This is a genomic window from Mesorhizobium sp. M1A.F.Ca.IN.020.03.2.1, assembly GCF_004023205.1.
Lineage (GTDB): Bacteria > Pseudomonadota > Alphaproteobacteria > Rhizobiales > Rhizobiaceae > Mesorhizobium.
This window is the reverse complement of the sequence record NZ_RZSV01000002.1, coordinates 1-20,088: the sequence shown is the minus strand read 5'-3', so window position 1 is coordinate 20,088 and position 20,088 is coordinate 1. Positions and strand designations below refer to the sequence as shown.

The 20,088-nt window shown below is 59.7% G+C and carries 18 protein-coding genes and 3 pseudogenes; 16 read left to right on the top strand and 5 right to left on the bottom strand.

Going from position 1 to position 20,088, the window contains the following annotated elements; translation table 11 throughout:
* Positions 1-69: 69 nt before the first annotated feature.
* The 4 genes and pseudogenes from EOA79_RS00615 to EOA79_RS00605 all read right to left on the bottom strand — a co-directional run bounded on the left by EOA79_RS00615 (position 70) and on the right by EOA79_RS00605 (position 3,876).
* The gene (locus EOA79_RS00615) at positions 70-1,671 is read right to left on the bottom strand and encodes an SDR family oxidoreductase (RefSeq protein WP_063169384.1); all 1,602 of its coding nucleotides are present in this window, start codon (positions 1,669-1,671) and stop codon (positions 70-72) included.
* Positions 1,672-1,819: 148 nt separating this feature from the next.
* Positions 1,820-2,407, bottom strand: a complete 588-nt coding sequence (locus EOA79_RS00610) for a nuclear transport factor 2 family protein (RefSeq protein ID WP_050580531.1) — start codon at positions 2,405-2,407, stop codon at positions 1,820-1,822.
* A gap of 138 nt (positions 2,408-2,545) precedes the next feature.
* Positions 2,546-2,668: pseudogene (locus tag EOA79_RS33345) on the bottom strand (ferredoxin); the annotation flags it as partial.
* Between the two features lie 29 nt (positions 2,669-2,697).
* Positions 2,698-3,876 (bottom strand): cytochrome P450, encoded by a 1,179-nt coding sequence (locus tag EOA79_RS00605; protein WP_164893801.1) that lies wholly within the window; start codon positions 3,874-3,876, stop codon positions 2,698-2,700.
* A gap of 1,487 nt (positions 3,877-5,363) precedes the next feature.
* On the opposite strand from EOA79_RS00605, the gene EOA79_RS00600 reads away from it, so the two are divergent.
* Positions 5,364-6,596: an MFS transporter gene (locus tag EOA79_RS00600; RefSeq protein ID WP_128234974.1), complete on the top strand. Its 1,233-nt coding sequence runs from the start codon at positions 5,364-5,366 to the stop codon at positions 6,594-6,596.
* A 264-nt stretch (positions 6,597-6,860) separates the two neighbouring features.
* Here EOA79_RS00600 and EOA79_RS00595 read toward each other — a convergent pair.
* Positions 6,861-7,892: pseudogene (locus EOA79_RS00595) on the bottom strand (ChuX/HutX family heme-like substrate-binding protein); the annotation flags it as partial.
* 580 nt (positions 7,893-8,472) lie between these two features.
* On the opposite strand from EOA79_RS00595, the gene EOA79_RS00590 reads away from it, so the two are divergent.
* From EOA79_RS00590 to EOA79_RS00520, 15 genes and pseudogenes are all read left to right on the top strand, one after another.
* The gene (locus EOA79_RS00590; protein WP_128292686.1) at positions 8,473-8,793 is read left to right on the top strand and encodes an iron-sulfur cluster assembly accessory protein; all 321 of its coding nucleotides are present in this window, start codon (positions 8,473-8,475) and stop codon (positions 8,791-8,793) included.
* Between the two features lie 17 nt (positions 8,794-8,810).
* Positions 8,811-9,128: a hypothetical protein gene (locus tag EOA79_RS00585; protein ID WP_128234971.1), complete on the top strand. Its 318-nt coding sequence runs from the start codon at positions 8,811-8,813 to the stop codon at positions 9,126-9,128.
* Between the two features lie 12 nt (positions 9,129-9,140).
* Positions 9,141-10,352 (top strand): cysteine desulfurase NifS, encoded by a 1,212-nt coding sequence (gene nifS, locus EOA79_RS00580; protein WP_128292685.1) that lies wholly within the window; start codon positions 9,141-9,143, stop codon positions 10,350-10,352.
* A gap of 180 nt (positions 10,353-10,532) precedes the next feature.
* Positions 10,533-10,910 carry a nitrogenase stabilizing/protective protein NifW gene (gene nifW, locus EOA79_RS00575; protein ID WP_128292683.1) on the top strand — a complete coding sequence of 126 codons (378 nt, stop codon included), beginning with the start codon at positions 10,533-10,535 and terminating at the stop codon, positions 10,908-10,910.
* 187 nt (positions 10,911-11,097) lie between these two features.
* On the top strand, positions 11,098-11,949 hold the full coding sequence (locus tag EOA79_RS00570) for an electron transfer flavoprotein subunit beta/FixA family protein (RefSeq protein WP_029356576.1): 852 nt from the start codon (positions 11,098-11,100) through the stop codon (positions 11,947-11,949).
* Between the two features lie 16 nt (positions 11,950-11,965).
* Positions 11,966-13,075 (top strand): electron transfer flavoprotein subunit alpha/FixB family protein, encoded by a 1,110-nt coding sequence (locus EOA79_RS00565; protein ID WP_029356578.1) that lies wholly within the window; start codon positions 11,966-11,968, stop codon positions 13,073-13,075.
* A 10-nt stretch (positions 13,076-13,085) separates the two neighbouring features.
* Positions 13,086-14,390 (top strand): FAD-binding protein, encoded by a 1,305-nt coding sequence (locus EOA79_RS00560; RefSeq protein ID WP_024505236.1) that lies wholly within the window; start codon positions 13,086-13,088, stop codon positions 14,388-14,390.
* A gap of 12 nt (positions 14,391-14,402) precedes the next feature.
* Complete coding sequence (locus EOA79_RS00555) at positions 14,403-14,702, top strand: ferredoxin family protein (protein WP_024505235.1); 300 nt, start codon at positions 14,403-14,405, stop codon at positions 14,700-14,702.
* 266 nt (positions 14,703-14,968) lie between these two features.
* Positions 14,969-15,685, top strand: a complete 717-nt coding sequence (locus EOA79_RS00550; protein WP_126038023.1) for an alpha/beta fold hydrolase — start codon at positions 14,969-14,971, stop codon at positions 15,683-15,685.
* Positions 15,686-16,133: 448 nt separating this feature from the next.
* Positions 16,134-16,491: pseudogene (locus EOA79_RS00545) on the top strand (helix-turn-helix domain-containing protein); the annotation flags it as partial.
* A gap of 273 nt (positions 16,492-16,764) precedes the next feature.
* The gene (gene nifB, locus EOA79_RS00540) at positions 16,765-18,246 is read left to right on the top strand and encodes a nitrogenase cofactor biosynthesis protein NifB (RefSeq protein ID WP_128292681.1); all 1,482 of its coding nucleotides are present in this window, start codon (positions 16,765-16,767) and stop codon (positions 18,244-18,246) included.
* Positions 18,247-18,275: 29 nt separating this feature from the next.
* The gene (locus tag EOA79_RS00535) at positions 18,276-18,470 is read left to right on the top strand and encodes a 4Fe-4S binding protein (protein ID WP_029356587.1); all 195 of its coding nucleotides are present in this window, start codon (positions 18,276-18,278) and stop codon (positions 18,468-18,470) included.
* Between the two features lie 83 nt (positions 18,471-18,553).
* Positions 18,554-18,874, top strand: coding sequence for a nitrogen fixation protein NifZ (locus EOA79_RS00530; RefSeq protein WP_029356589.1), 321 nt, complete (start codon positions 18,554-18,556; stop codon positions 18,872-18,874).
* Entirely contained in the window at positions 18,871-19,083 is a 213-nt protein-coding gene (gene nifT, locus EOA79_RS00525) for a putative nitrogen fixation protein NifT (RefSeq protein WP_024505230.1), read from the top strand. Before EOA79_RS00530 ends, nifT begins: the two co-directional genes overlap by 4 nt.
* A 34-nt stretch (positions 19,084-19,117) precedes the next feature.
* Positions 19,118-20,011 carry an SIR2 family protein gene (locus tag EOA79_RS00520; RefSeq protein WP_128292680.1) on the top strand — a complete coding sequence of 298 codons (894 nt, stop codon included), beginning with the start codon at positions 19,118-19,120 and terminating at the stop codon, positions 20,009-20,011.
* Positions 20,012-20,088: the final 77 nt, after the last annotated feature.

Genomic DNA, 20,088 nt, shown 5'->3' with positions numbered 1-20,088 from the left:
GCACCTCAGGTGCGTCGTGGAGCCGAGGCTTCATAATGCTCGGCCGGTCGCCCTGCGAAGGCCTGGCAATTAACCTGCGGCCTCCGCAAAACATTCGTCATAGAGCTCGCTGGCGTTTCCCGCATCACCGAACGAGGTCCAGCCGCCGTCCACGTAGAGGATCGAGCCGTTGATGTATGAGGCGTCAGACGAAGCAAGGAAGAACGATGCATCTGCGACGTCTTCTGGCCGTCCCATCCTGCCCATGGGGATGCGTCGTCCGATTGCTGTCAGGTCGATGCGGCCGGCTTTGGCCAACTGAGCAAGTGCGGGCGTGCGGATGTGGCCAGGAGCGACGGTGGCTGTCCGAATTCCGACCGGCCCGAGTTCGGCCGCCATGCAACGGGTCAGCATATCCATCCCCGCCTTGGAGGCGCCGTAGGCATGGCGCGGCGCGAACGGCAGAAAGCTGTCGATCGACCCGAGATTGAGGATCACGCCGCCCGGGCGCATAGCCTTGATCGCTTCGCGCGCGCAGGTGAAGGCGCCGGTAAGGTTGACATCCAGGACGTGTTCGAGCTGTTTCGACAGTTGCTCGATCGCAGGCACAATCCTGTCGGCGGTATCAGCACTATTGACCAGAACATCGATATACCCGAAGCGTCCCCTCAGTTCTTCGAACATCGACACCACATCGCTCTCGACGGCCACGTCCAGCGATTTCGCCAGATGCTTGCCGGGGAGCGATGTAGCCAGCTCTGCCGCTGCAGTGCCATCTTTATCAGCAATCACGACGGTGTCGCCGTTCGCGGCAAAGCGGCGAGCGACGGCCGCGCCAATGCTTTTTGCGCCACCGGTGACGAGCACGATTCGCGCATCTGTGCATTCGGCCGGACAGGAGAGCTCGGCTTGGAGCGCACCATCCACCGGCGGGTGAGCATCCCCCGGCTGGTTGAATGACATCCAGCCTCCGTCGACTGCCAGCACCGAGCCGGTGATGTAGCGCGCCTGCGTGCTGCTCAGAAAACGCACGACCCTGGCGATCTCGTCGGGGCGAGCCAAGCGCCCCATCGGCACGCGGCGGCGTATCGCCGCGAGGTCCATTTTGCCAGCGCGTGCCAGTTCTGTGACCATTGGGGTGCGGACGGAGCCCGGCGCCACCGCCGTGACGCGGATTCCTCGCATAGCCCACTCGCATGCAAGGGACTTTGTCAACGAGATCACGCCAGCTTTCGAGGCTGCGTAGGCGTTGCGCCTGGGATTGCCGACCACGCCCGCCATCGAAGCCACATTGACGATCGCACCGCCCGGCTTCATGCGCCGCGCCGCTTCCCGGGCCATAACGAATGGCCCAATAAGGTTCACTGTCACGCCGCGTCGGAAGGTATCGACAGCGGTGTCGATGATCCTATCCATCGTGGGTCCAACCGCCGCATTGTTGATGAGGACATCGATTTGCGCGAACCGTGCTTCGACCTGGCCGAAAAGTGAGAGCATGTCCTTCTCTCGCGACACATCGCACTCCAGACCGACGTGCGGCGACCCGAGATCCCGAGCCAGTTCAACCACACCACTGCCCGGAAGGTCCACCGCAACTACAGTGTCTCCGTCCGCGGCAAGGATATCGACCAGGGCACGGCCGATCCCGCCCGCAGCGCCTGTGATGATTACGGTGCGTGCTGCCAGTTTCACGAGAGCTTCTCCACGATGACCGCTTGTGATCTCAGCCCATCAACCTTGGGCGGAATGAAGGGCCGAGCCAAATCGTTGCAGTGACCGCCAGTCGCGGCCCCACACAGATGTCGTTCCCGTAGGGCGCTCATCCTCCATTCCTACCCACTTATGCAGCTCCCAGTTGGGGACCCTCGACGCCATCTTGGTCGGTGGGGATGTGACCCTTGAGCAACTGGTAGATGGGATCGTCTGGATGTGGTGCTCCAATCGGCTGTCGCCGGCCGAACCTATCTGCCTCAAGAATCGCTGGCGGGATTTGCTCCTCAACCCAATCGTAGACGACTGTCCGTTCCGCAATTCGCCACTCGTCCTGCCTCTTCTGAAACAGATCGCAGTAACGGCCGCAAAGCAGCGTCTGACGTATTTCTTGGTCTGTATCCGGTCCGCGTTGCAGCGCGGTGAAATAGCTCTCGACCGCGGCCTCTGCTGAACTGATGAAGTCGATCAGGCTGTTCGTGATTTGATGGATGTTACGGTGCCCCGGCAGACCGAGAGCAAATTGGATGAAGTCCTCTGCCGGTCCGCAATAGGGACCGTGCCTGTCATACGCTTCGGGCCAGTATGCGCTACGCAGCGCCGCCTCATCGGCGCGGTCTATCCCGCGGCAGTACCGATACAGGCAGTTGCGGATCGCCTCTCGGTCACGCAGTTCGGTAATTTTCGCGTGGTCGACAGGGTCTGTCGCGAATTGTATGATTGTTCTGTCCTTCCCGATGCCAGTCTGCACTTTGCGTGTGTCTCTCTCTACAATTGAGTTAGCGGGGGGCTCGTCAACTTCCAGAGCTTGTTCGGGGCAGGCTCGTACCCCTTGTGAGGCAAGCAGTTGCTCCCCATCGGCAACATCAATATCACCGGGCAAGATGTAGCCGTCGTCATCAAGCTTGAAGACTCTCGGCGCCCGCGCCAAGCAGCGCGCATGACCCTGGCATCTGGCTTTGTGTACGATGACACGCATAGCGAACTCCAATGTCGTTGGCTGAAACTTCAGGACCAGTCCAGGATCAGATTCTCGATCCCGAACACATGGCCGCCGAAGGTGATGGGTTCAGTCCCTGTCTTGATCCGAAAGGCTGGGATGCGCGCCAGCCACTCCTCCAGGCCAATGACAATCTCCCGCCGGGCAAGGTGTGAGCCAAGACAACGATGGGGACCATAGCCAAAGGCAGCGTGCCGGTTGTCCTCGCGCGCCAGATCGATCTCATTCGGGCATTCGAATTCCGCCGGGTCACGATTGGCAATCATCGTGGCACAGGAAACATAGTCTCCCTTGCGGATCGGCGCGCCTTTGAAGTCGACATCCTTCGTTGCCACTCGGATCATCTGAATGGTCGAATAGGCGCGCAGCAATTCTTCCGCGGCGACGGCAATCCGGTCCGGTTCGCTTCGTAGCAATTCCTGATCTTTGGGGTTGCGCGCGAGATGGGCCAAGTCGAAGCATATGGCTGCTGAGACCGTGTCGAGCCCCGCGACAAACACAAGCACGCCGATGCCACGGACTTCTTCGTCACTGAGCAGACGGCCCTCGACCTTTGCCTTCACGATGAAGGTCATGAAATCATCGACCGGCTCCTTGCGGCGCTCGGTGGCAAGTTCGTCGATGAAGGCCACGATCGTCCGGGCTGCGGGTGGTCGTTGCTCCTTATCGCCGTGGAGCAGATCTCTAGCCCAGCCGACAAATGTTTCTAGTCCGTCGTCCGAAAGCCCAATAAAGCGAAGGAAGATATTGACCGCGAACGGAACTGCAAAATCCTTCATGATGTCGCAGCTCGTGCCTGATGCGGCGATCCTGTCGATCAGCTTGATCGCTCGTTCCCGGACAGCCGGCTCCAATGCCATTACCCGCTTTGGCGAAAGCAGCGGATTGAGCAGTGAGCGAAAAACACCGTGGAATGGCGGATCGAGCTCAAGCGGGATCATCGGCCAGCTCTCGCCGAGCACAGAGGCGAAGATGCTGCGATGGCTGGAAAACGTTTCGGTGTCCTGCAGCACCCGGCGCTGGTCGCTCGCGCGAGTGATGACCCAGGTACCCCGACCGTCGCGCGTGTTGCTGGTTGAATAAAAGATCGGAGGCCCGGCATGAACGCAAGCAACCGCTGCATGCGGATCCCCGTTAGCCGTCGGCAACATGCCGGGCGACGTAAACAGGTTGAAGTCCCTCACCATTTCGGGCGGGACATGATCTGGAACCGGCCGCGATTTAACCGCGCCAGAATCGAGAGACCGTTCATGAGATGCTGTCGGCATTTGCATGCAATCGTTGGTGCAAGCTCCGTGCCGAATTCGTCTTTCGATAATCCTTGCCGTTTGCTGGGCAACAGGTGGCGCCTGTGCTGACTTGCTGGTCGGGATTGCAACATTCTTGTCCAGCGTCGGACACAGAATGTAGAAAGCTAGACACCGACTTGGAGCAACTCAACTGGTGGGATCGCTAGCCGATCATGTGCCCGGGAGCATCCAGTTCGAAAGGTTGCGCTAAGCGGCTTGGTGACTTGGCCGAGGTCACCCAGGTGGAAATGACCAACACTTGGGGTGAGCCTAGTGGCGCTCCCCTCGATGATGTCTGGCGGGGTGGTTAGCCGCCTCCGTGGGACAAGGTCGGTCTACACGAATGGGCTATAGCCTCTCCTCGCCTGCCTCATTGGCCGTCCTTCAGAGCCGGCCACACGAGCTTTCGTCTTTCAGCAGGGCGTTTTCTCGCCAGCTGTACAGAGCCACACCGATGCCGTTAATGAGCGTCCAGTCGAGGGGTTGGGTGGCCCTGTCCATCTTGCCCAGCACCTTGGCTTTGCATTTGCCGGTGCGGCGGAAGCCTTCAAGACGCAGTTCTTGACCTTCTCCAGATCAGCCTTGGACGGATATCGGCAAGGGTCAGATCGTCCTTTTGAACTTGCGCACCTTCGTGTTGGCGAACCCCAGGCCGCCCGACATATTTGCGGCCTATCCGGCACCTCAACTTCGAACAACCTTGCGGCAAGCTCTTGGGATAGCCCACGCTCATGCCTCCACCACCCGCTCAGCAGAGCCAGATTTGTCGTTGATGGCACGGTACTTGCGCAGTCATTCGCAGACGCGTCACGGACCGAGAGTGTCGTCCCATGAATTCAATCACCAAGAAGGCCGCCCGACGTTGCCGGGACCGCCTGCAATTACCTTATCCCAGAATTGGGAGCAACGGCTTCAAAAGGGATAACTCATCACCTCAATTTTGTCGATCGCGCGGCCATCGAACCGCAGCCATCGATCAGACTTCCGCCTCGTTGCACTCATTGCGACCGCCTTGGTGCTTGCGACGACCGCTCAATTCTGGCTGCCAGGATAACCGCATATGGCGACGGAACTTCCTGCTTCAAAGCAATATAGAGATCGTCGATCATCCCCCCATCAAGGCCTCGATCGAGGACACCGCGTTCGGCTTGCTTGGTTCGCAGTGAACAGGCCGCACTTCGACGGATGCGATCGATGCGACCGCGCCGAGAACTCTCCCGCATTGTCGACGGTTGTGTCCGTCGGCCCTCCGATGAGGCCTCGGATGCTTCGGGCGCCGAGGCCTCGACTGATGCCGACTGGCCGCCGCCGGAAGGTCTAGCGGCTTTGATCCCCGGCGATGTAGCCACCCCTGCTGCAACAGCTCCTAGCTGGAGAACTCATTCTTGACCGAATCGGCGACAGATTTAGTGGACGCGGCTTTGTTCGACCGAGATCGGCTTGACCCAGAAAGTCCCTATCAACGGTCTGGCCCCGCATGGGGTGCCATCATTTCGCTTTCCTTCGGCACCTTCGGGCTTGTGACGGCAGAGTTTCTGCCCGCCAGCGTTCTGACACCGCTCGCGCATGATCTCCGTATCACCACGGGCACGGCTGGACAGGCGCTAACAGCGACCGCAATCGTCGCGGCGATCTCGGCACCGATAATGGCCATCGTGACAAAGCGTCTGGACCGCAGGGTCGTCATCTGGGCGATGACGCTCCTGCTGATCCTGTCGAACGTTCTGGCGGAGGTTGCGGGGTCGCTGCCGGTTTTGCTGGCGGCACGCGTCGTCCTCGGCATATCGCTCGGTGGTTTTTGGTCAATTTCGGCAGCGTTGGCAATGCGGCTGGTTCCAAGTCACCTCATGCCGCGCGCCATGTCGATCATCCTCACCGGCGTTTCTGTCGCGTCCGTCTGCGCGGCTCCAATCGGCGCTTATGTCGGTGACATTTGGGGATGGCGAGCCTCGTTCAAGGTCGCCGCAATCGTGAGTGCCGTTGCGCTGCTCGTGCAACTCGTAACCATTCCGCCACTGCCTCCGATCGAAGTGCGCAGATTCCGCAGTCCGCTGGATGTCGCGAAGAATCCGACGATGAAGGTTGCGCTGCTAGTCGTGCTGTTGGTCGCTTCCGGCCATTTTGCCGGCTTCGCCTACATCCGCGACTTTCTCGAGCGCGTTCCTCCGCTCGACAAGGAGTTGATCCCGCTCGTGTTCCTTGCTTCTGGCATGGCCGGCGTGTTCGGCAATTTAGCGGGCGCATTCCTCACCAAACACAGTCTCAAGGCAGTCGCGGCCCTGCCGCCCCTGCTCATTGCCGTAGCCGCTGTCTCGCTCCTGACGATGGGAGCATCGGCCTTGATCTCGGCAATTGCAGTTACCGTATGGGGCTTTGCTTTTGGCGCAGTCCCGGTCGGATTGCAGACCTGGATGGTGCTGCGCGTCGCTCCGGAACAGGCCGAGAGCGCTGGTGTACTGATGGTCATAGCCTTCCAAGTGCCCATCGCAGCCGGCACAGCTTTCGGTGGCCTATTGGTGGATCACACGGGCATTGCCAGTGTCTTTGTCTACAGCGCGGTTGCCACGTTCCTCGCGGTCGTGACAGTACTTCTGCTCGGCCCGAACCGCAAAACCTGACCGCCTGGTGGGGAGTGACGACGGTCGACGGCGTTAACGCTATTGTCACCTCTGAGCTCGGCCCAAAGGCCGCGGCTTCGTCGTAACCATGCTTTCGATGGGGCAGCGCCAAATTGCTACCTGCTCATCGCGTTACGATAATACAGCGCGCTTATTGCGTCATCGTGTTCCCGATCTCGGCTTCAATGCCCGGCTACTGGCTGCGGAGGCAGATGGGCGCCGGCGTCCCACCGACAACGATCGGTCTTTTCTCATGTAGCTGTCGGGGAAACGAGGCAGGTTTTCCGCCAGAACCCGCCAGTCGTCACGCTCGCGTTCGCCTTCCTTGCGCGCACCGAACAACTGGATGATGATCTTGCCGTCGGACCCATATGCTTCGAGCGAGGTGACGTGACTGTCATTGGTCGGCTTGCGCACGGCCCAAACCTCACGGATTTGGTGGGTCCTGAGATGCAGCCGGAACGTTTCGTCCAGCACATGGATGCACGGCCCGATCTGCTTGACCGACTTGATTAAGCCGGAATGGGTCTGGATAGAACCTCGGTTGCCGACGAAGCACATGATCGGCAATTCGTCTTCGGCCGCACGCTGGAGCACGGCGCCAACTGCAGCATTGTCGAGCAGCCAAGCGTAATCCTGGCCGACCATGCGCAAAGCCTGGCAGCGGCTGAGCTTGAGCGTCTTCAGAAGGTTGACGTCAGTCAGCCGGCTCCAGTGCTCGCGTAGGTCGTCCACCGTGCCGGCCCAGTCCGCAGTCCTCGCGCCCAGGTCGGCTACTCTCGCCTTAAGCGACATGGTCGGCTCCTGGTTGGCGGATACGAGCTCGGCCACCAGCTTTCGATAGGCATGAAGGTTGGAGACCGGCCTGAGATGCACCTTATGCACTGCTGCGCCGGTGGCGTCGAAGAATTGCAAACTGCGCTGGATTCCGCCGCGATGGCGCCTTTCAACAGCGAAACCATACCTCCAAGCCTGCGGGAAGACGCGAAGGTCGAATTCGTCACCCAGGACCATGGCGTGATTGTTGCCGGTTATCACTCTGTTGAAGACGCCAATCTTTTCGTGCACGGCACCTTGATTGCGGGTCAGCGCCGTCACTTCGCCCACGAATTCGAGGCCCGTCAGAAGGTGATTGACGCGCGGGTCGATGCGTGCCGCGCCGAAACCGCAATGGGCCGCGACCAGTTCCGCTTCCGAAATGGCCAATTGGGCGGCGAAATCACGCGCGGGAATGTTCGGACAGACTTCCCACGCACGCCGGATTTCGTTGGGCGACCGCTTCTTGCGCTGATCCATGTTTTTACCCCCGCCCCGTTCTTCTTTTGACGATCGGTCGAAAAAAGGGCCTCAGGGGTGTGCACGGCGGACGCGATTGATCGTCAGGCACACGCCAGTCGAATCCTGTCTCCGGGCGGTCAGCGGCCAATCGCCGGTAGAGAGCGATTGTTGGGTGGTCGGCGCCAATCGGCCGATCGAGCATTCGGGTTCCACCGGCGGTGCTGCTTTCCCACACAAGGCGGGTCTGAGGGAGGAGCGACATATTGCTTTCCTTCGTTCTTCGATTGCGAGGGCAACCCAAAGGTGAATCGGCCGGCAATTTTGCCGCCGCAACAGTCGTGCCAGTTGCTCCGCGGCAAGCTCTGAACATCTTTGGCTCTGTTCATTGCTTTACGCGTGAGTGCATCGCGAACTCAGGCGCCCCTCCTGTGACGCGGACGCGACAAACCCGACAGTAAGTGTCGGTTGTCGGACGTCTCCCCCGCAATCGAGCATAAGAGACGTCGGGATGTCCTGCCGTTTTTACACACGTCTTCCCTTTGGCACGGTCCATGCGAGATGATCCGCGAAACGTCACGGACCGAGGAGAAATCGAGCCATGATTACGCTCACCGACAACGCTGTTGCCGCCATCAAGGCCGCTCTTTACCGCGCCAGCGAGCCGACGGAAGGATTTCGCATCATGGTCCATGCCGGCGGCTGCGCCGGCTTCCAATACTCAATGGGCCTGGAGAGCGTCTCACGTGAGGGCGATGCGATCATCGAGCGAGATGGGCTCAAGGTGTTCATGGATAGAGGCTCCCAACCCCATGCCGCCGGCATGACCGTCGACTTCGTCACAGGGCTCGAAACATCCGGCTTTGTTTTCGATAACCCCAATGCGCGTGAGACGTGCGGCTGCGGCAAGTCCTGCAAATGATTGCGAGGGAACAGGCTATGTTCGACTATAGCGACGCCAAGGAATACTGCGTCGAACCGGTAACCGCCGGCGCTCTGGAACCGGCCGACACGCACTGTCGGCCCGGAACAATTGCGTTCGGTGATGCGCCAAATCGCGATCATCGATCGTTGCCGTGGGCAAGCAAACAAAATTGCCCGAAACAGCTGAATTCCCGGCGGATGCCGCCACCAAAGGGCAATGTCGACAGCGACCGGTCAGCCAAGCCATCGCTCGCCCGGCCGCCCACCTTACCAGATACGATATGCGCCAGAGGTTCAATGGCCCGCCTACCCTTGAATCATTTCAGCAGTTGAAGGATCACTCCCATGAGCCCTGTCTATCTCGACAACAACGCAACGACGCGGGTTGATCCTGCAGTCGTTGGAGCGATGTTGCCTTTCTTTACGGAGCAATTTGGCAATCATTCGTCCATGCACGCCTATGGCGCATCGGTTGCTGAAGCCGTGAGAAAGGCGAGGCAACAGTTGCAAGCCCTCATCGGCGCGGGATTCGAGGACGAGATCATCTTCACCTCGGGCGGGACTGAAAGCGACAGTACAGCCATCCTTTCGGCGCTGGAGGTGATGCCCGGCCGAACGGAAATAGTGACTTCCGCGGTTGAACATCCGGCCGTTCTGAAGTTGTGCGCGCACCTTGAAAAGACGCGCGGCGTCAAGGTGCACATTATCCCAGTCGATCACCACGGCCGGCTCGACCTGGACGCCTACAGAACCGCCCTCACCCCACAAGTGGCAATCGTCTCGATAATGTGGGCGAACAATGAGACCGGTACGATCTTTCCCGTGGTTGAGCTTGCCGATCTAGCCAGGGAAGTCGGCGCGCTTTTCCACACTGATGCAGTGCAGGCGGTCGGAAGGCTTCCGATTGAGCTGAAATCGACCGCGATCGACATGCTGTCGCTCTCCGCCCACAAGCTGCATGGTCCAAAGGGGATAGGCGCGCTTTATGTAAGACGTGGCGTGCGCTTCTCCTCCATGATCAAGGGTGGGCACCAAGAGCGCGACCGGCGTGCAGGCACTGAAAACACACCCGGCATAGTCGGACTGGGCATGGCGGCCGAACTCGCCTTGAAATTCATGGACGAGACAAAACGAATAAAATGGTTGCGCGACCGCCTTGAGAAGGGGATCATCCAGCGCATCCCAAACACATCCATCAACGGCGATCCGCAAGAGCGATTGCCAAACACTGCAAACATTGGATTCGAAGGTATCGAAGGCGATGCAATCCCAATTGTCCTGAGCCGGCTGGGAATCGCCTGTTCCGCCGGGTCCGCCTGTGCCTCTGGCTCACTGGAACCGAGCCATGTTCTGATCGCTATGAACGCGGCATGTGGGGCAGTCCGCTTCTCCTTGTCGCGTGACAACGGCGAAGATGACGTAGACCGCGTGCTTGAGGTCCTGCCTGCGATCACCGAGAAGCTACGGGCCGTTCCCAGTGCTGGACTGTGCGGGCGAGGTGCAGAACAGCTTCATTCCGGCCCGGGTCCGAGCGGCACAATAGCCGACGAGCCGTGAGGTCTTCCTCAACGTGACGACCCTGCGCAATGGAGAGCGGTCAAACCCGGGGTCGCCTTCACCACTTCAGAAAAGCTTGAGATCGCCAAGTCTCTTGCCCAGCCCCCGTGCCAGAGGTCGGCACGCCGTCAGCAATGTCACCAACGCATCGACACCACAATTTCGTGCCGGGAGAATACAATGAACTGCTCCGCTGACAGCCGCCCGATCGATCCCACCGATATCCTGGCGCGACTGAAGGGGCTGTCGGCTGCGGAGGACTTCTTCGCCTGCCTTGGCGTCTCCTACGACCCGAAAGTGATGAATGTCTCGCGGCTCCATATCATGAAGCGCGTGGGCCAATACCTTGCCGAAGAAGATTTCTCCGGTCTGCCTGACCAGGTAATCGCCGCGCGGGTACGCGCCAAGCTGGAACACGCCTACGAAGATTTCGCGACTTCCTCGCCGCTCACGCAACGTGTGTTCAAGGTGCTAAGGGACCACGATCCAAACATATGTGCCGCACCTGGCCGCGCCTTCGTCCCTCTCGACTCTGCACTGAAGCGGTTCGGAAAGTAATGAGCCCGACACGGCTGCGGCGCGACAATGTCGAGAAGTCGACAAATCCAGTCCTCATGACGCCTCCTCGGAAGCAAACGAAGCCACCTTCTGGAATAGAGGCAGGAAGAAGACTTGGCATGAACGATGCAGGCATGAGGTGAACCGCCAAGCACGCATCCGGACTGGGAGCTTAGAGAAATCGCCAATGCACATCGTAATCTGCATCAAGCAGGTGCCGGATTCGGCACAGATCCGCGTCCACCCGGTGACGAACACGATCATGCGTCAGGGTGTGCCGACCATCATCAATCCTTACGACCTGTTCGCCCTCGAAGAAGCGCTCAAACTGCGCGACGTTCATGGTGGCGAGGTTACTGTGCTCACAATGGGTCCGCCCATGGCGGAGGACTCGCTGCGAAAGGCGCTCGGTTACGGTGCTGACCGAGCAGTTCTCTTGACGGACCGCTATTTTGCCGGATCCGATACGCTGGCGACCTCCTTTGCTCTTTCGCAAGCAATCGCAAAAATTGGGGAGACTTTCGGCAGGCCGGACATCGTCTTCACCGGCAAGCAGACGATTGACGGCGATACCGCCCAGGTCGGACCCGGCATAGCCAAGCGCCTGGATCTATCGCAACTTACCTATGTCGCGAAGATTGCCTCCATCGATCTCAAAACGCGCGAGATCGAAGTCGCGCGTCGCGCCGAAGGCGGCACCCAGTTGCTGAAGAGCAGACTCCCTTGCCTCATTACCATGCTGGAAGACACCAACGAAATCCGCCGGGGCTCGCTCCAGCAGGCTCTTTGCGCGGCGCGCAGCCAAGTCGTGAAGTGGACTGCAGCCGACGCCGGCATTGATGATCTCACCCGGTGCGGTCTGCGTGGCTCGCCGACAGTCGTCAAGCGTGTTTTCGCCCCCACCGCACGGGCAGAAAGCGCGGCGCAGATCGACACCGCGGAAAAGTGCTTGCAGGACATCGCCGATGAACTCATCGCCAATATCTTAACCCGCCGGCCGGCGCTGGAACATGAGTTGGCCTTCAACAGCGGCACGTGACGGCCAGGAGCAGAAAATGTCGACCGCAAGCCAAGCTACCCCTCGCCTCGCCCCCGGCCGTTCCGGTGTAAAGAAAGAACTTCCCGACCGTTTCAAAGACTACCGGCACGTGTGGGTCTTCCTCGAGCTCGAACGCGGCAATGTGCATCCTGTATCATTCGAACTGCTGGGTGAAGGCCGCAAATTAGCCGACAAGCTTGAAGTCCAGCTCGCGGGCGTCGTGCTGGGACCGCCGGGCGAGATGGTCGAGGACGCTGTTGCCGAGGCCTTCGCTTACGGGGCGGATCTTGTCTACATCGTCGATGCGCCGCCGCTCGCCGACTACCGGAACGAGCCGTTCGCCAAGGCGCTCACGGATCTGGTCAATACCCATAAACCCGAAATCCTCCTTCTCGGCGCGACCACACTGGGCAGGGATCTTGCGGGCTCGGTAGCGACGACCCTGCAGACGGGGCTCACGGCCGACTGCACAGAACTTGATGTAGATTCCGACGGTTCACTCGCCGCGACCCGTCCGACTTTTGGTGGCTCGTTGTTGTGTACGATCTATACACTAAACTACCGGCCGCAAATGGCGACGGTGCGACCAAGGGTCATGCCTATGCCGCAGCGGGTGGATAAGCCGGTCGGGCGTGTCATGCGGCACAAGCTGTCGCTCGTTGAGGACGATATCGTCACCAAAGTCCTCGGCTTCCTGCCGGATAACCAGTCGGCAATGGCAAATCTTGCCTATGCGGATGTCGTGGTTGCGGGAGGCCTCGGTCTCGGCGCGGCGGAGAACCTTCAGCTTGTGAAGAAACTTGCGCGAGCGATCGGCGCCGAGCATGGCTGTTCGCGCCCCTTGGTCCAGAAGGGCTGGATGCCGGCTGATCGGCAGATTGGCCAAACTGGCAAGACCATTCGACCGAAGCTTTACATCGCGGCCGGAATTTCCGGCGCCATCCAGCACCGAGTTGGGGTCGAGGGGGCCGATCTCATCGTCGCGATCAACACCGATCCGAACGCGCCGATTTTCGAGTTCGCCCACCTCGGGATCGTCACGGATGCAATCCGCTTCCTGCCCGCACTGACGGAAGCCTTCACCCGGCGGCTGTCGCCGCACAGTCGAGACAAGCTTGCGAGTTGAGGGAGAGGACATGATTGAACAATTCGATGCCATTGTGGTCGGAGCCGGCATGTCCGGAAACGCAGCTGCTTACACTTTGGCAAGCCAGGGGCTGAAGGTACTGCAGTTGGAGCGCGGGGAATATCCGGGCTCTAAGAACGTCCAGGGTGCCATAATGTACGCGAACATGCTGGAGAAGATCATCCCGGACTTCCGGGATGATGCGCCCCTCGAGCGGCACCTGGTCGAACAGCGACTTTGGGTGATGGACGACACGTCTCACACCGGAATTCATTACCGGTCGGACGACTTCAATGAGGCGAAACCCAACCGCTACACGATCATCCGCGCCCAGTTCGACAAATGGTTTTCCCGCAAGGTGCGCGAGGCTGGCGCGACGGTCCTGTGTGAGACGACCGCGACGGAACTCGTCCGTGATGGCAATGGCAAGGTGATCGGCGTCCGCACAGACCGGGCTGGCGGAGTGGTCTTCGCGAATGTGGTCGTTCTCGCAGAAGGGGTGTCGGGATTGCTTGGCACTCGCGCAGGCCTGCGCGAGATGCCGAAGCCGGAGACCGTGGCGCTTGCCGTCAAGGAAATGCATTTCTTGCCCGAAGAGGTCATTGGCCAGCGGTTCGGTGTCAAGGGCGATGAAGGCTGCGTAATCGAGGCCGTGGGCACGATCTCTCGCAGCATGGCCGGGCTCGGCTTCCTTTACACCAACAAGGAGTCGATTTCACTCGGCATCGGCTGCCTGGTCTCGGATTTCGCCGCGACGATGGAGAGCCCGTCCGCCCTCCTAGATGCGATGAAAAACCATCCTTCGATCCGGCCGCTGATCGCTGGCTCGGAGGTGAAAGAATATGCCGCCCATCTTATCCCCGAAGGTGGTTACAGGGCCATTCCGCAGCTCTTCGGCGACGGTTGGGTCATCGTCGGCGACGCAGCGCAACTGAACAATGCCATTCACCGTGAGGGTTCGAACCTTGCCATGACCTCGGGTCGTGTCGCGGCTGAGGCGATCATCAAAGTCAAAAGCCGCAACGGTCCTATGACCAAAGCGAACCTTGCGCTCTACAAGACGATGCTGGATGACTCCTTTGTGATCAAGGATCTTAAGAAATACAAGGACATGCCAGCCTTACTCCACACCAATTCCAGCAACTTTTTTGACAGCTATCCGCGGTTGATGTCGCATGCCGCTCAGAACTTCATGCGTGTCGACGGCACGCCGAAGATCGAGAAGGAAAAGAACACCACGGCCGCCTTCATCAACGCGCGCTCGCGCTGGGGGTTGGTCAGCGACGCGGTCCGCCTGGCATTGGCATGGCGCTGAAGAGGGTACAAGATGACGATCGCAGTGACGAAGGTTCGTGTCGAGGACAAGCTTTACCAGAACCGCTATCTGGTCGATTCCGGCCGCCCCCATATTATAGTGCGACCGCACGACAAGCCAAGCGCGAACTTGCTTGCGTTGACCTACGTCTGTCCAGCGAAATGCTATGAGTTGAATGACAAGGGTCAAGTCGAGATCACCGCCGACGGCTGCATGGAATGCGGCACCTGCCGGATATTGTGCGAGAAAGGCGGCGACATCGAGTGGAACTATCCGCGCGGCGGCTTTGGTGTCCTGTTCAAGTTCGGATGATCAGCCGGGACCGTGCCAAGAGCATGCCGGCAGCGAGCAACTGCGGCACACCATGAGCCTCTCCATCCACTTGCAAAGAGCTAGTGAATATTGGCCTTTCGCAATTCAAATTTCCTCGACTCGTTAGCGGTGTCCTCAGGCCACGGCGGTGCCCTGTGCGCCGGACTTACCACCGGTCACGTGGTCGAGCCCCTTTGGGACAACGTCCGGCCATCGTGCCGGATGGCAGCCACAACGGCCGGTGAGCAAGTGGAACGGCACAACCCATGACAAAGACGTATGTGCTAGTGCATGGTGCCTGGCATGGCGGATGGTGTTGGCGGGACGTGGCCGCCAATCTTCGCAAGATGGGATACCACGTGACCACGCCGACCCAGACAGGTGTCGGCGAACGCGCACATTTGCTGTGCAAGGACATCACGCCCGACACATTCGTGACCGACATCGTCAACCACATTGTGACGGAAGAGCTGAGCGATGTGATCCTTGTCGGTCACAGTCTAGGCGGCATCAGCATCACCGGCGCCGCCGACCGGATACCCGACCATATCAGCCATCTCGTTTATCTCGACGGCGCCATCGTCGAGAGCGGTCAAAGTGTATTCAGCACCATGCCCCCCGACATCGTCGCCGCCCGTCGAAAATTGGTTGCGGAGGAAGGACGGGGTATCTTCATGCCGACTCCGCCGCCAACAGCATTCGGCATTCCCGAGGGACACTCGCTCACGGACTGGGTGCGGCGCCGGATAACACCGCATCCGGCAGGCACCTACGAAAGCGGACTTAAGCTCGAGCACCCGCTCGGCAACGGCAGGCCCCGAACCTATGTCGTCTGCACTAATCCACTCCACCCGCCGATGGCGGGAGCGCGAGAATGGGTCGCGAAGCAGGATGGCTGGGCGTGGCAGGAACTCGCCACTGGCCACGACGCAATGATCCTCGCACCGACGGAAGTTGCTCTCCTTCTTAGCGCTGTCGGCTGAGGAACCAAGTAAAGGGTGAGCGGCGGCCGATTCTCAGGCCGCGGCCTTGAGTTCTGGTGCACGGATGTAGGCCCAACGGGTCGTTCCGGTGGCGCCACCGAAACCACCACCGGAACAAAGGCGGGAGTGGCCTGTCCTGCCGACGTCGCAAGCTTGCGAGCGTTCCGCCGCGGCCGCAGCCCGTAGCGCCGGGCAACCTCCGAGATCACCACGTTCGGCCCCAGGGTCTCGGCGATGACTCCGTCCCTTGTCGTCCATCGACCAATGCCTGCCGACTAACAGCGCCGTTGATCACCTTGAAACGCGAGGCTGCCGCTCAGGGTCAATCGTAAAGTTCAAGTTCAGACACAAGCCGATCTCCGATCCACCTCAGAATCGGCAGGCCCACAGATCGCGGGCACTCCTGGAAGGACACAGCGCTTACTTTTGAAATATGGAGAACCATGGCTTTACGCCGTCGGCAGTTGAGCTGATCTCGCAATGCTATTTCCGCGGCAACGTCCGCGAGCTGGAGAACTAGCGTGTAAAGAACAGCCACACTTGCGCGTTCTCCTCTGGAAGGAACCAATCTTTCGGAACGTGGCAATGGCATCGACGAGCTCTCACGGCCCAGCACGAAGCCGGTTAGGCGCATCGGCGCCCCTGAACACGAGATAGCCGGTTGCGATTCTAACGATACGGCCGGACCGGCGCTGGGACCGCGACGGACGGAGCGTGACCGGCTGATCGACACAATGGAGAAGGCCGGCTGGGTTCAGGCTAATGCGGCTCGAATTCTCCGCCTCACGCCGCGACAAGTCGGCTAGGCGATACGCCGGCATAGTATCGAGGTGAAGGAAATTCTAAGAGCCTGATGAGCCAATCGTCAGGCCAGTGGTCTTGCGCGCCCTCTGCGCGACAAGGAGTGCTTTGTGCTTCTGAACGGATTTGGACTTGCACTGTCGCAAGCAGGACAAAATTGTGTCGCGCCGGCCTCACACAATCCGACATCGACCCAAATAGTGAACTGAAGCCGCTTTTTTAAGTTGGTATGGCTCTTGCACCTTGAACCGCGACGTTACCAGCAACGGAGCCGTTTGATGTCCTCACCGACAGTTTCGATTGAGGGGCCGACCAGCACGACATCCGAGGGTTTTCTGGCAGCCGCGAAATCCGGTGGCTGCGCACCGTCCTCCTACGGCTCGTCGCCGACCAGCCCGGGCGATGTGGATCCGGCTATTTGGGACAAGATCAAGGATCACCCCTGCTTTTCGGAGGAAGCGCATCACTATTTCGCGCGTATGCATGTGGCGGTCGCGCCGGCTTGCAATGTCCAGTGCAACTACTGCAATCGCAAATACGATTGCGCCAACGAGAGCCGGCCTGGCGTTGTGTCTGAGAAGCTGACGCCCGACCAAGCGCTACGCAAGGTCATCGCGGTTGCCAACGAAGTTCCGCAGCTTTCGGTTCTTGGCATCGCTGGGCCGGGGGATGCCTGTTACGATTGGGAGAAAACGAAGGCAACGTTCGACCGCGTCATCAGGGAAATTCCCGACATAAAGCTGTGTGTCTCCACCAACGGGCTCGTGCTGCCGGACCATGTCGCCGAGCTTGCCGAAATGAATGTTGATCACGTGACGATCACCATCAACATGGTCGACCCGGAAGTCGGCGCAAAGATCTATCCTTGGATCTTTTATGAAAATCGCCGCTACTTCGGCATCGAAGCGGCTCGAATCTTGCACGCGCGGCAGATGCTGGGCCTGGAGATGCTGAGCGCGCGCGGCATCCTCACCAAAATCAACTCGGTGATGATTCCTGGAGTGAACGACCAGCACCTGTTTGAGGTGAACGAAATGGTGAAGGAGCGGGGCGCGTTCCTGCACAACGTGATGCCTCTGATTTCGGACCCGGCGCACGGCACCCACTACGGACTCATCGGGCAGCGCGGCCCAACGGCAATGGAGATGATGGCTCTTCAGGATCGACTTGAAGGTGGCGCCAAGTTGATGCGCCACTGCCGGCAGTGCCGGGCAGATGCTGTCGGCCTGCTCGGTGAAGATCGTGGCCAGGAATTCACGCTGGACGGGATTCCCGACGGTGTCACCTACGAGGCTGGCAAGCGTCAGGCCTATCGGCAGGTGGTCGCACACGAGCGCCGTGATCATGAGGCGGCGAGGAGCGAAGCCATCGGTATGGTCAAGGCAACAGACTCCGAAAAGTCGCTTCTGGTTGCGGTGGCCACTAAGGGAGGTGGACGCGTCAACGAACACTTCGGCCACGCGAAGGAATTCCAAGTTTATGAAGTCTCGCCTAGAGGGATCAGCTTGGTCGGGCATCGGAAGGTCGAGCGGTATTGCCTCGGAGGCGGGGGCGAAGACGCCATCCTCGAGGGCGTCATCGCTGCGCTGGAAGGCATACACATAGTGCTATGCGCCAAGATCGGAAATCGCCCGAAGGAACAACTCTCGCGAGCTGGACTGCGCGCAACCGACGCCTATGCCCATGACTATATCGAGACCGCAGTCAGCGCACTTTACGCGGCCGAGTTTGGGATCAGACCACTAGCGGCGACGGCCTGAGCCGTCTCGTCCGATAACCAGGAGTTAGAATGGCTTTCAAGATCATCGCATCCCAATGTACCCAATGCGGGGCCTGCGAGTTCGAATGTCCCTCGGAAGCGATCAATTTCAAGGGCGACGCCTATGTGATCGATCCAAACAAGTGCACCGAATGCAAGGAGGCCTTCGATACGCAGCAATGCGTGTCGGTCTGTCCGGTACCGAAAACCTGCGTTCCCGCTTGATTCCTACCGAAGGTCGGGTTCGCCGCACGAGGACGCCTGCAAACCGCGACCACACCAAAAGCCTCGAGAAAGGAATGGACAGCATGTGGTCCAGACGCGAACAGGAGGTCGAAATCGGCAGACCGCCACGGTTCATGCAGGGTGAGCGGGTCCGTGCGACACGCCACATAAAAAACGACGGAACCTATCCCGGCAAGGAGATCGGCGAAAACCTCGTGCGGAAGGGCGACGAAGGCTACGTGCGCGACATTGGAACCTTTCTCCAGCAATTCTTCATCTATGCGGTCGAATGGATCGATCGTGGCACGGTCGTCGGCATGCGAGCGCGCGAACTCATTAGCCTCGACAAAGTCGAGGTTCCCTGCGGAGCTGAAGGCATTTCCAACGGAGGAACAGCCGGATGAAAGTAATGATTCGCAGGACCGCTACTGGCTTGTCGGCTTATGTCCCCAAGAAGGATCTCGAAGAGCCGATCACCGAGATTGAGAACGCAGACTTATGGGGCGGGACCGTGACGCTCAGGAATGGTTGGCGGCTCATGCTGCCCGACCTTCCGCGCGATACGCGTTTGCCGATCACGGTCGAGGCGATGAAGATTTCCGACGGGGCCTGATGCCGGTGGGTTCAGTGGCGGAGAGGAAACGCGTATGAACACGATGCTGAGCTGGGACCATCTCGTCGTCGTCCGGGGCAGTTTTGCCAAAAAGCTGATTGACCTGCTGAAGGGCGCTCTCAAGGCCGATCGAGTGATCCCCTATCTCGGTCCTGGTCTTCTGCAGCTTAGCGCGCCGGAATCACCTGTACCTTGCACCCCGGAAGATGTCGCCGCGGCACTCAACAAGCGGGCGCCTGCCCCTTCCAGGATTCGCACCAATATGTGGTCGGTCGCGCAGTTTATCGAGCAGCGCCGACATCGTCGGACTCTTCAAGCGTGGATGGCGGAGATATTCGCAGCCCCCGCCGAGCCGACCGTTCTTCACGCCTGGCTCGCAACCCTTCAACTGTCTGTCATCATCGACAGCTGGTACGATGGCGCCATGCGGGCAGCCCTTGCAGCGGCCGGCCAAACAGACGTTGTCGAGATACAAGGAACCACGCGCGCGACCGGAATTGGTAACATCTGGACGAGAACTTACGATTTGTCAGGAACAGAACTCGACGCCGAACAAGTGGCAAGGACGGTGCTCTATGCGCCGCACGGCAGCGTCAGGCCGGCCGCAAACTTCCTCGTGGCTGATTCCGATTACGTCGAAGTCCTAACCGAAATTGATATCCAGACGCCGATCCCGGACGTGGTGAAGCAACGGCGCGTCAACCGGGGCTTTTTCTTCGTTGGCTGTCGCTTCAACGATCAGATGCTGCGCACATATGCCAGACAGATGATGAAGCGCTCCACTGGCCCACATTTTGCGGTGATCGATTCGGCTACGCTGACCAGAAACGAACGTCGTTTCCTTGCCGAAGGCGCAATCACGGTCATCGACATGCCGATCGGCAACGCCGCGGCTCGCCTCGTCGGGGTCGATGCTAGCCAGGATTAATGGCCGGCGATTGCTGGTGAGTCGCTTGCCTCCAAGGGCGAAAACTCAGTTGGGAATACATCTGAGCAGTAATGCTA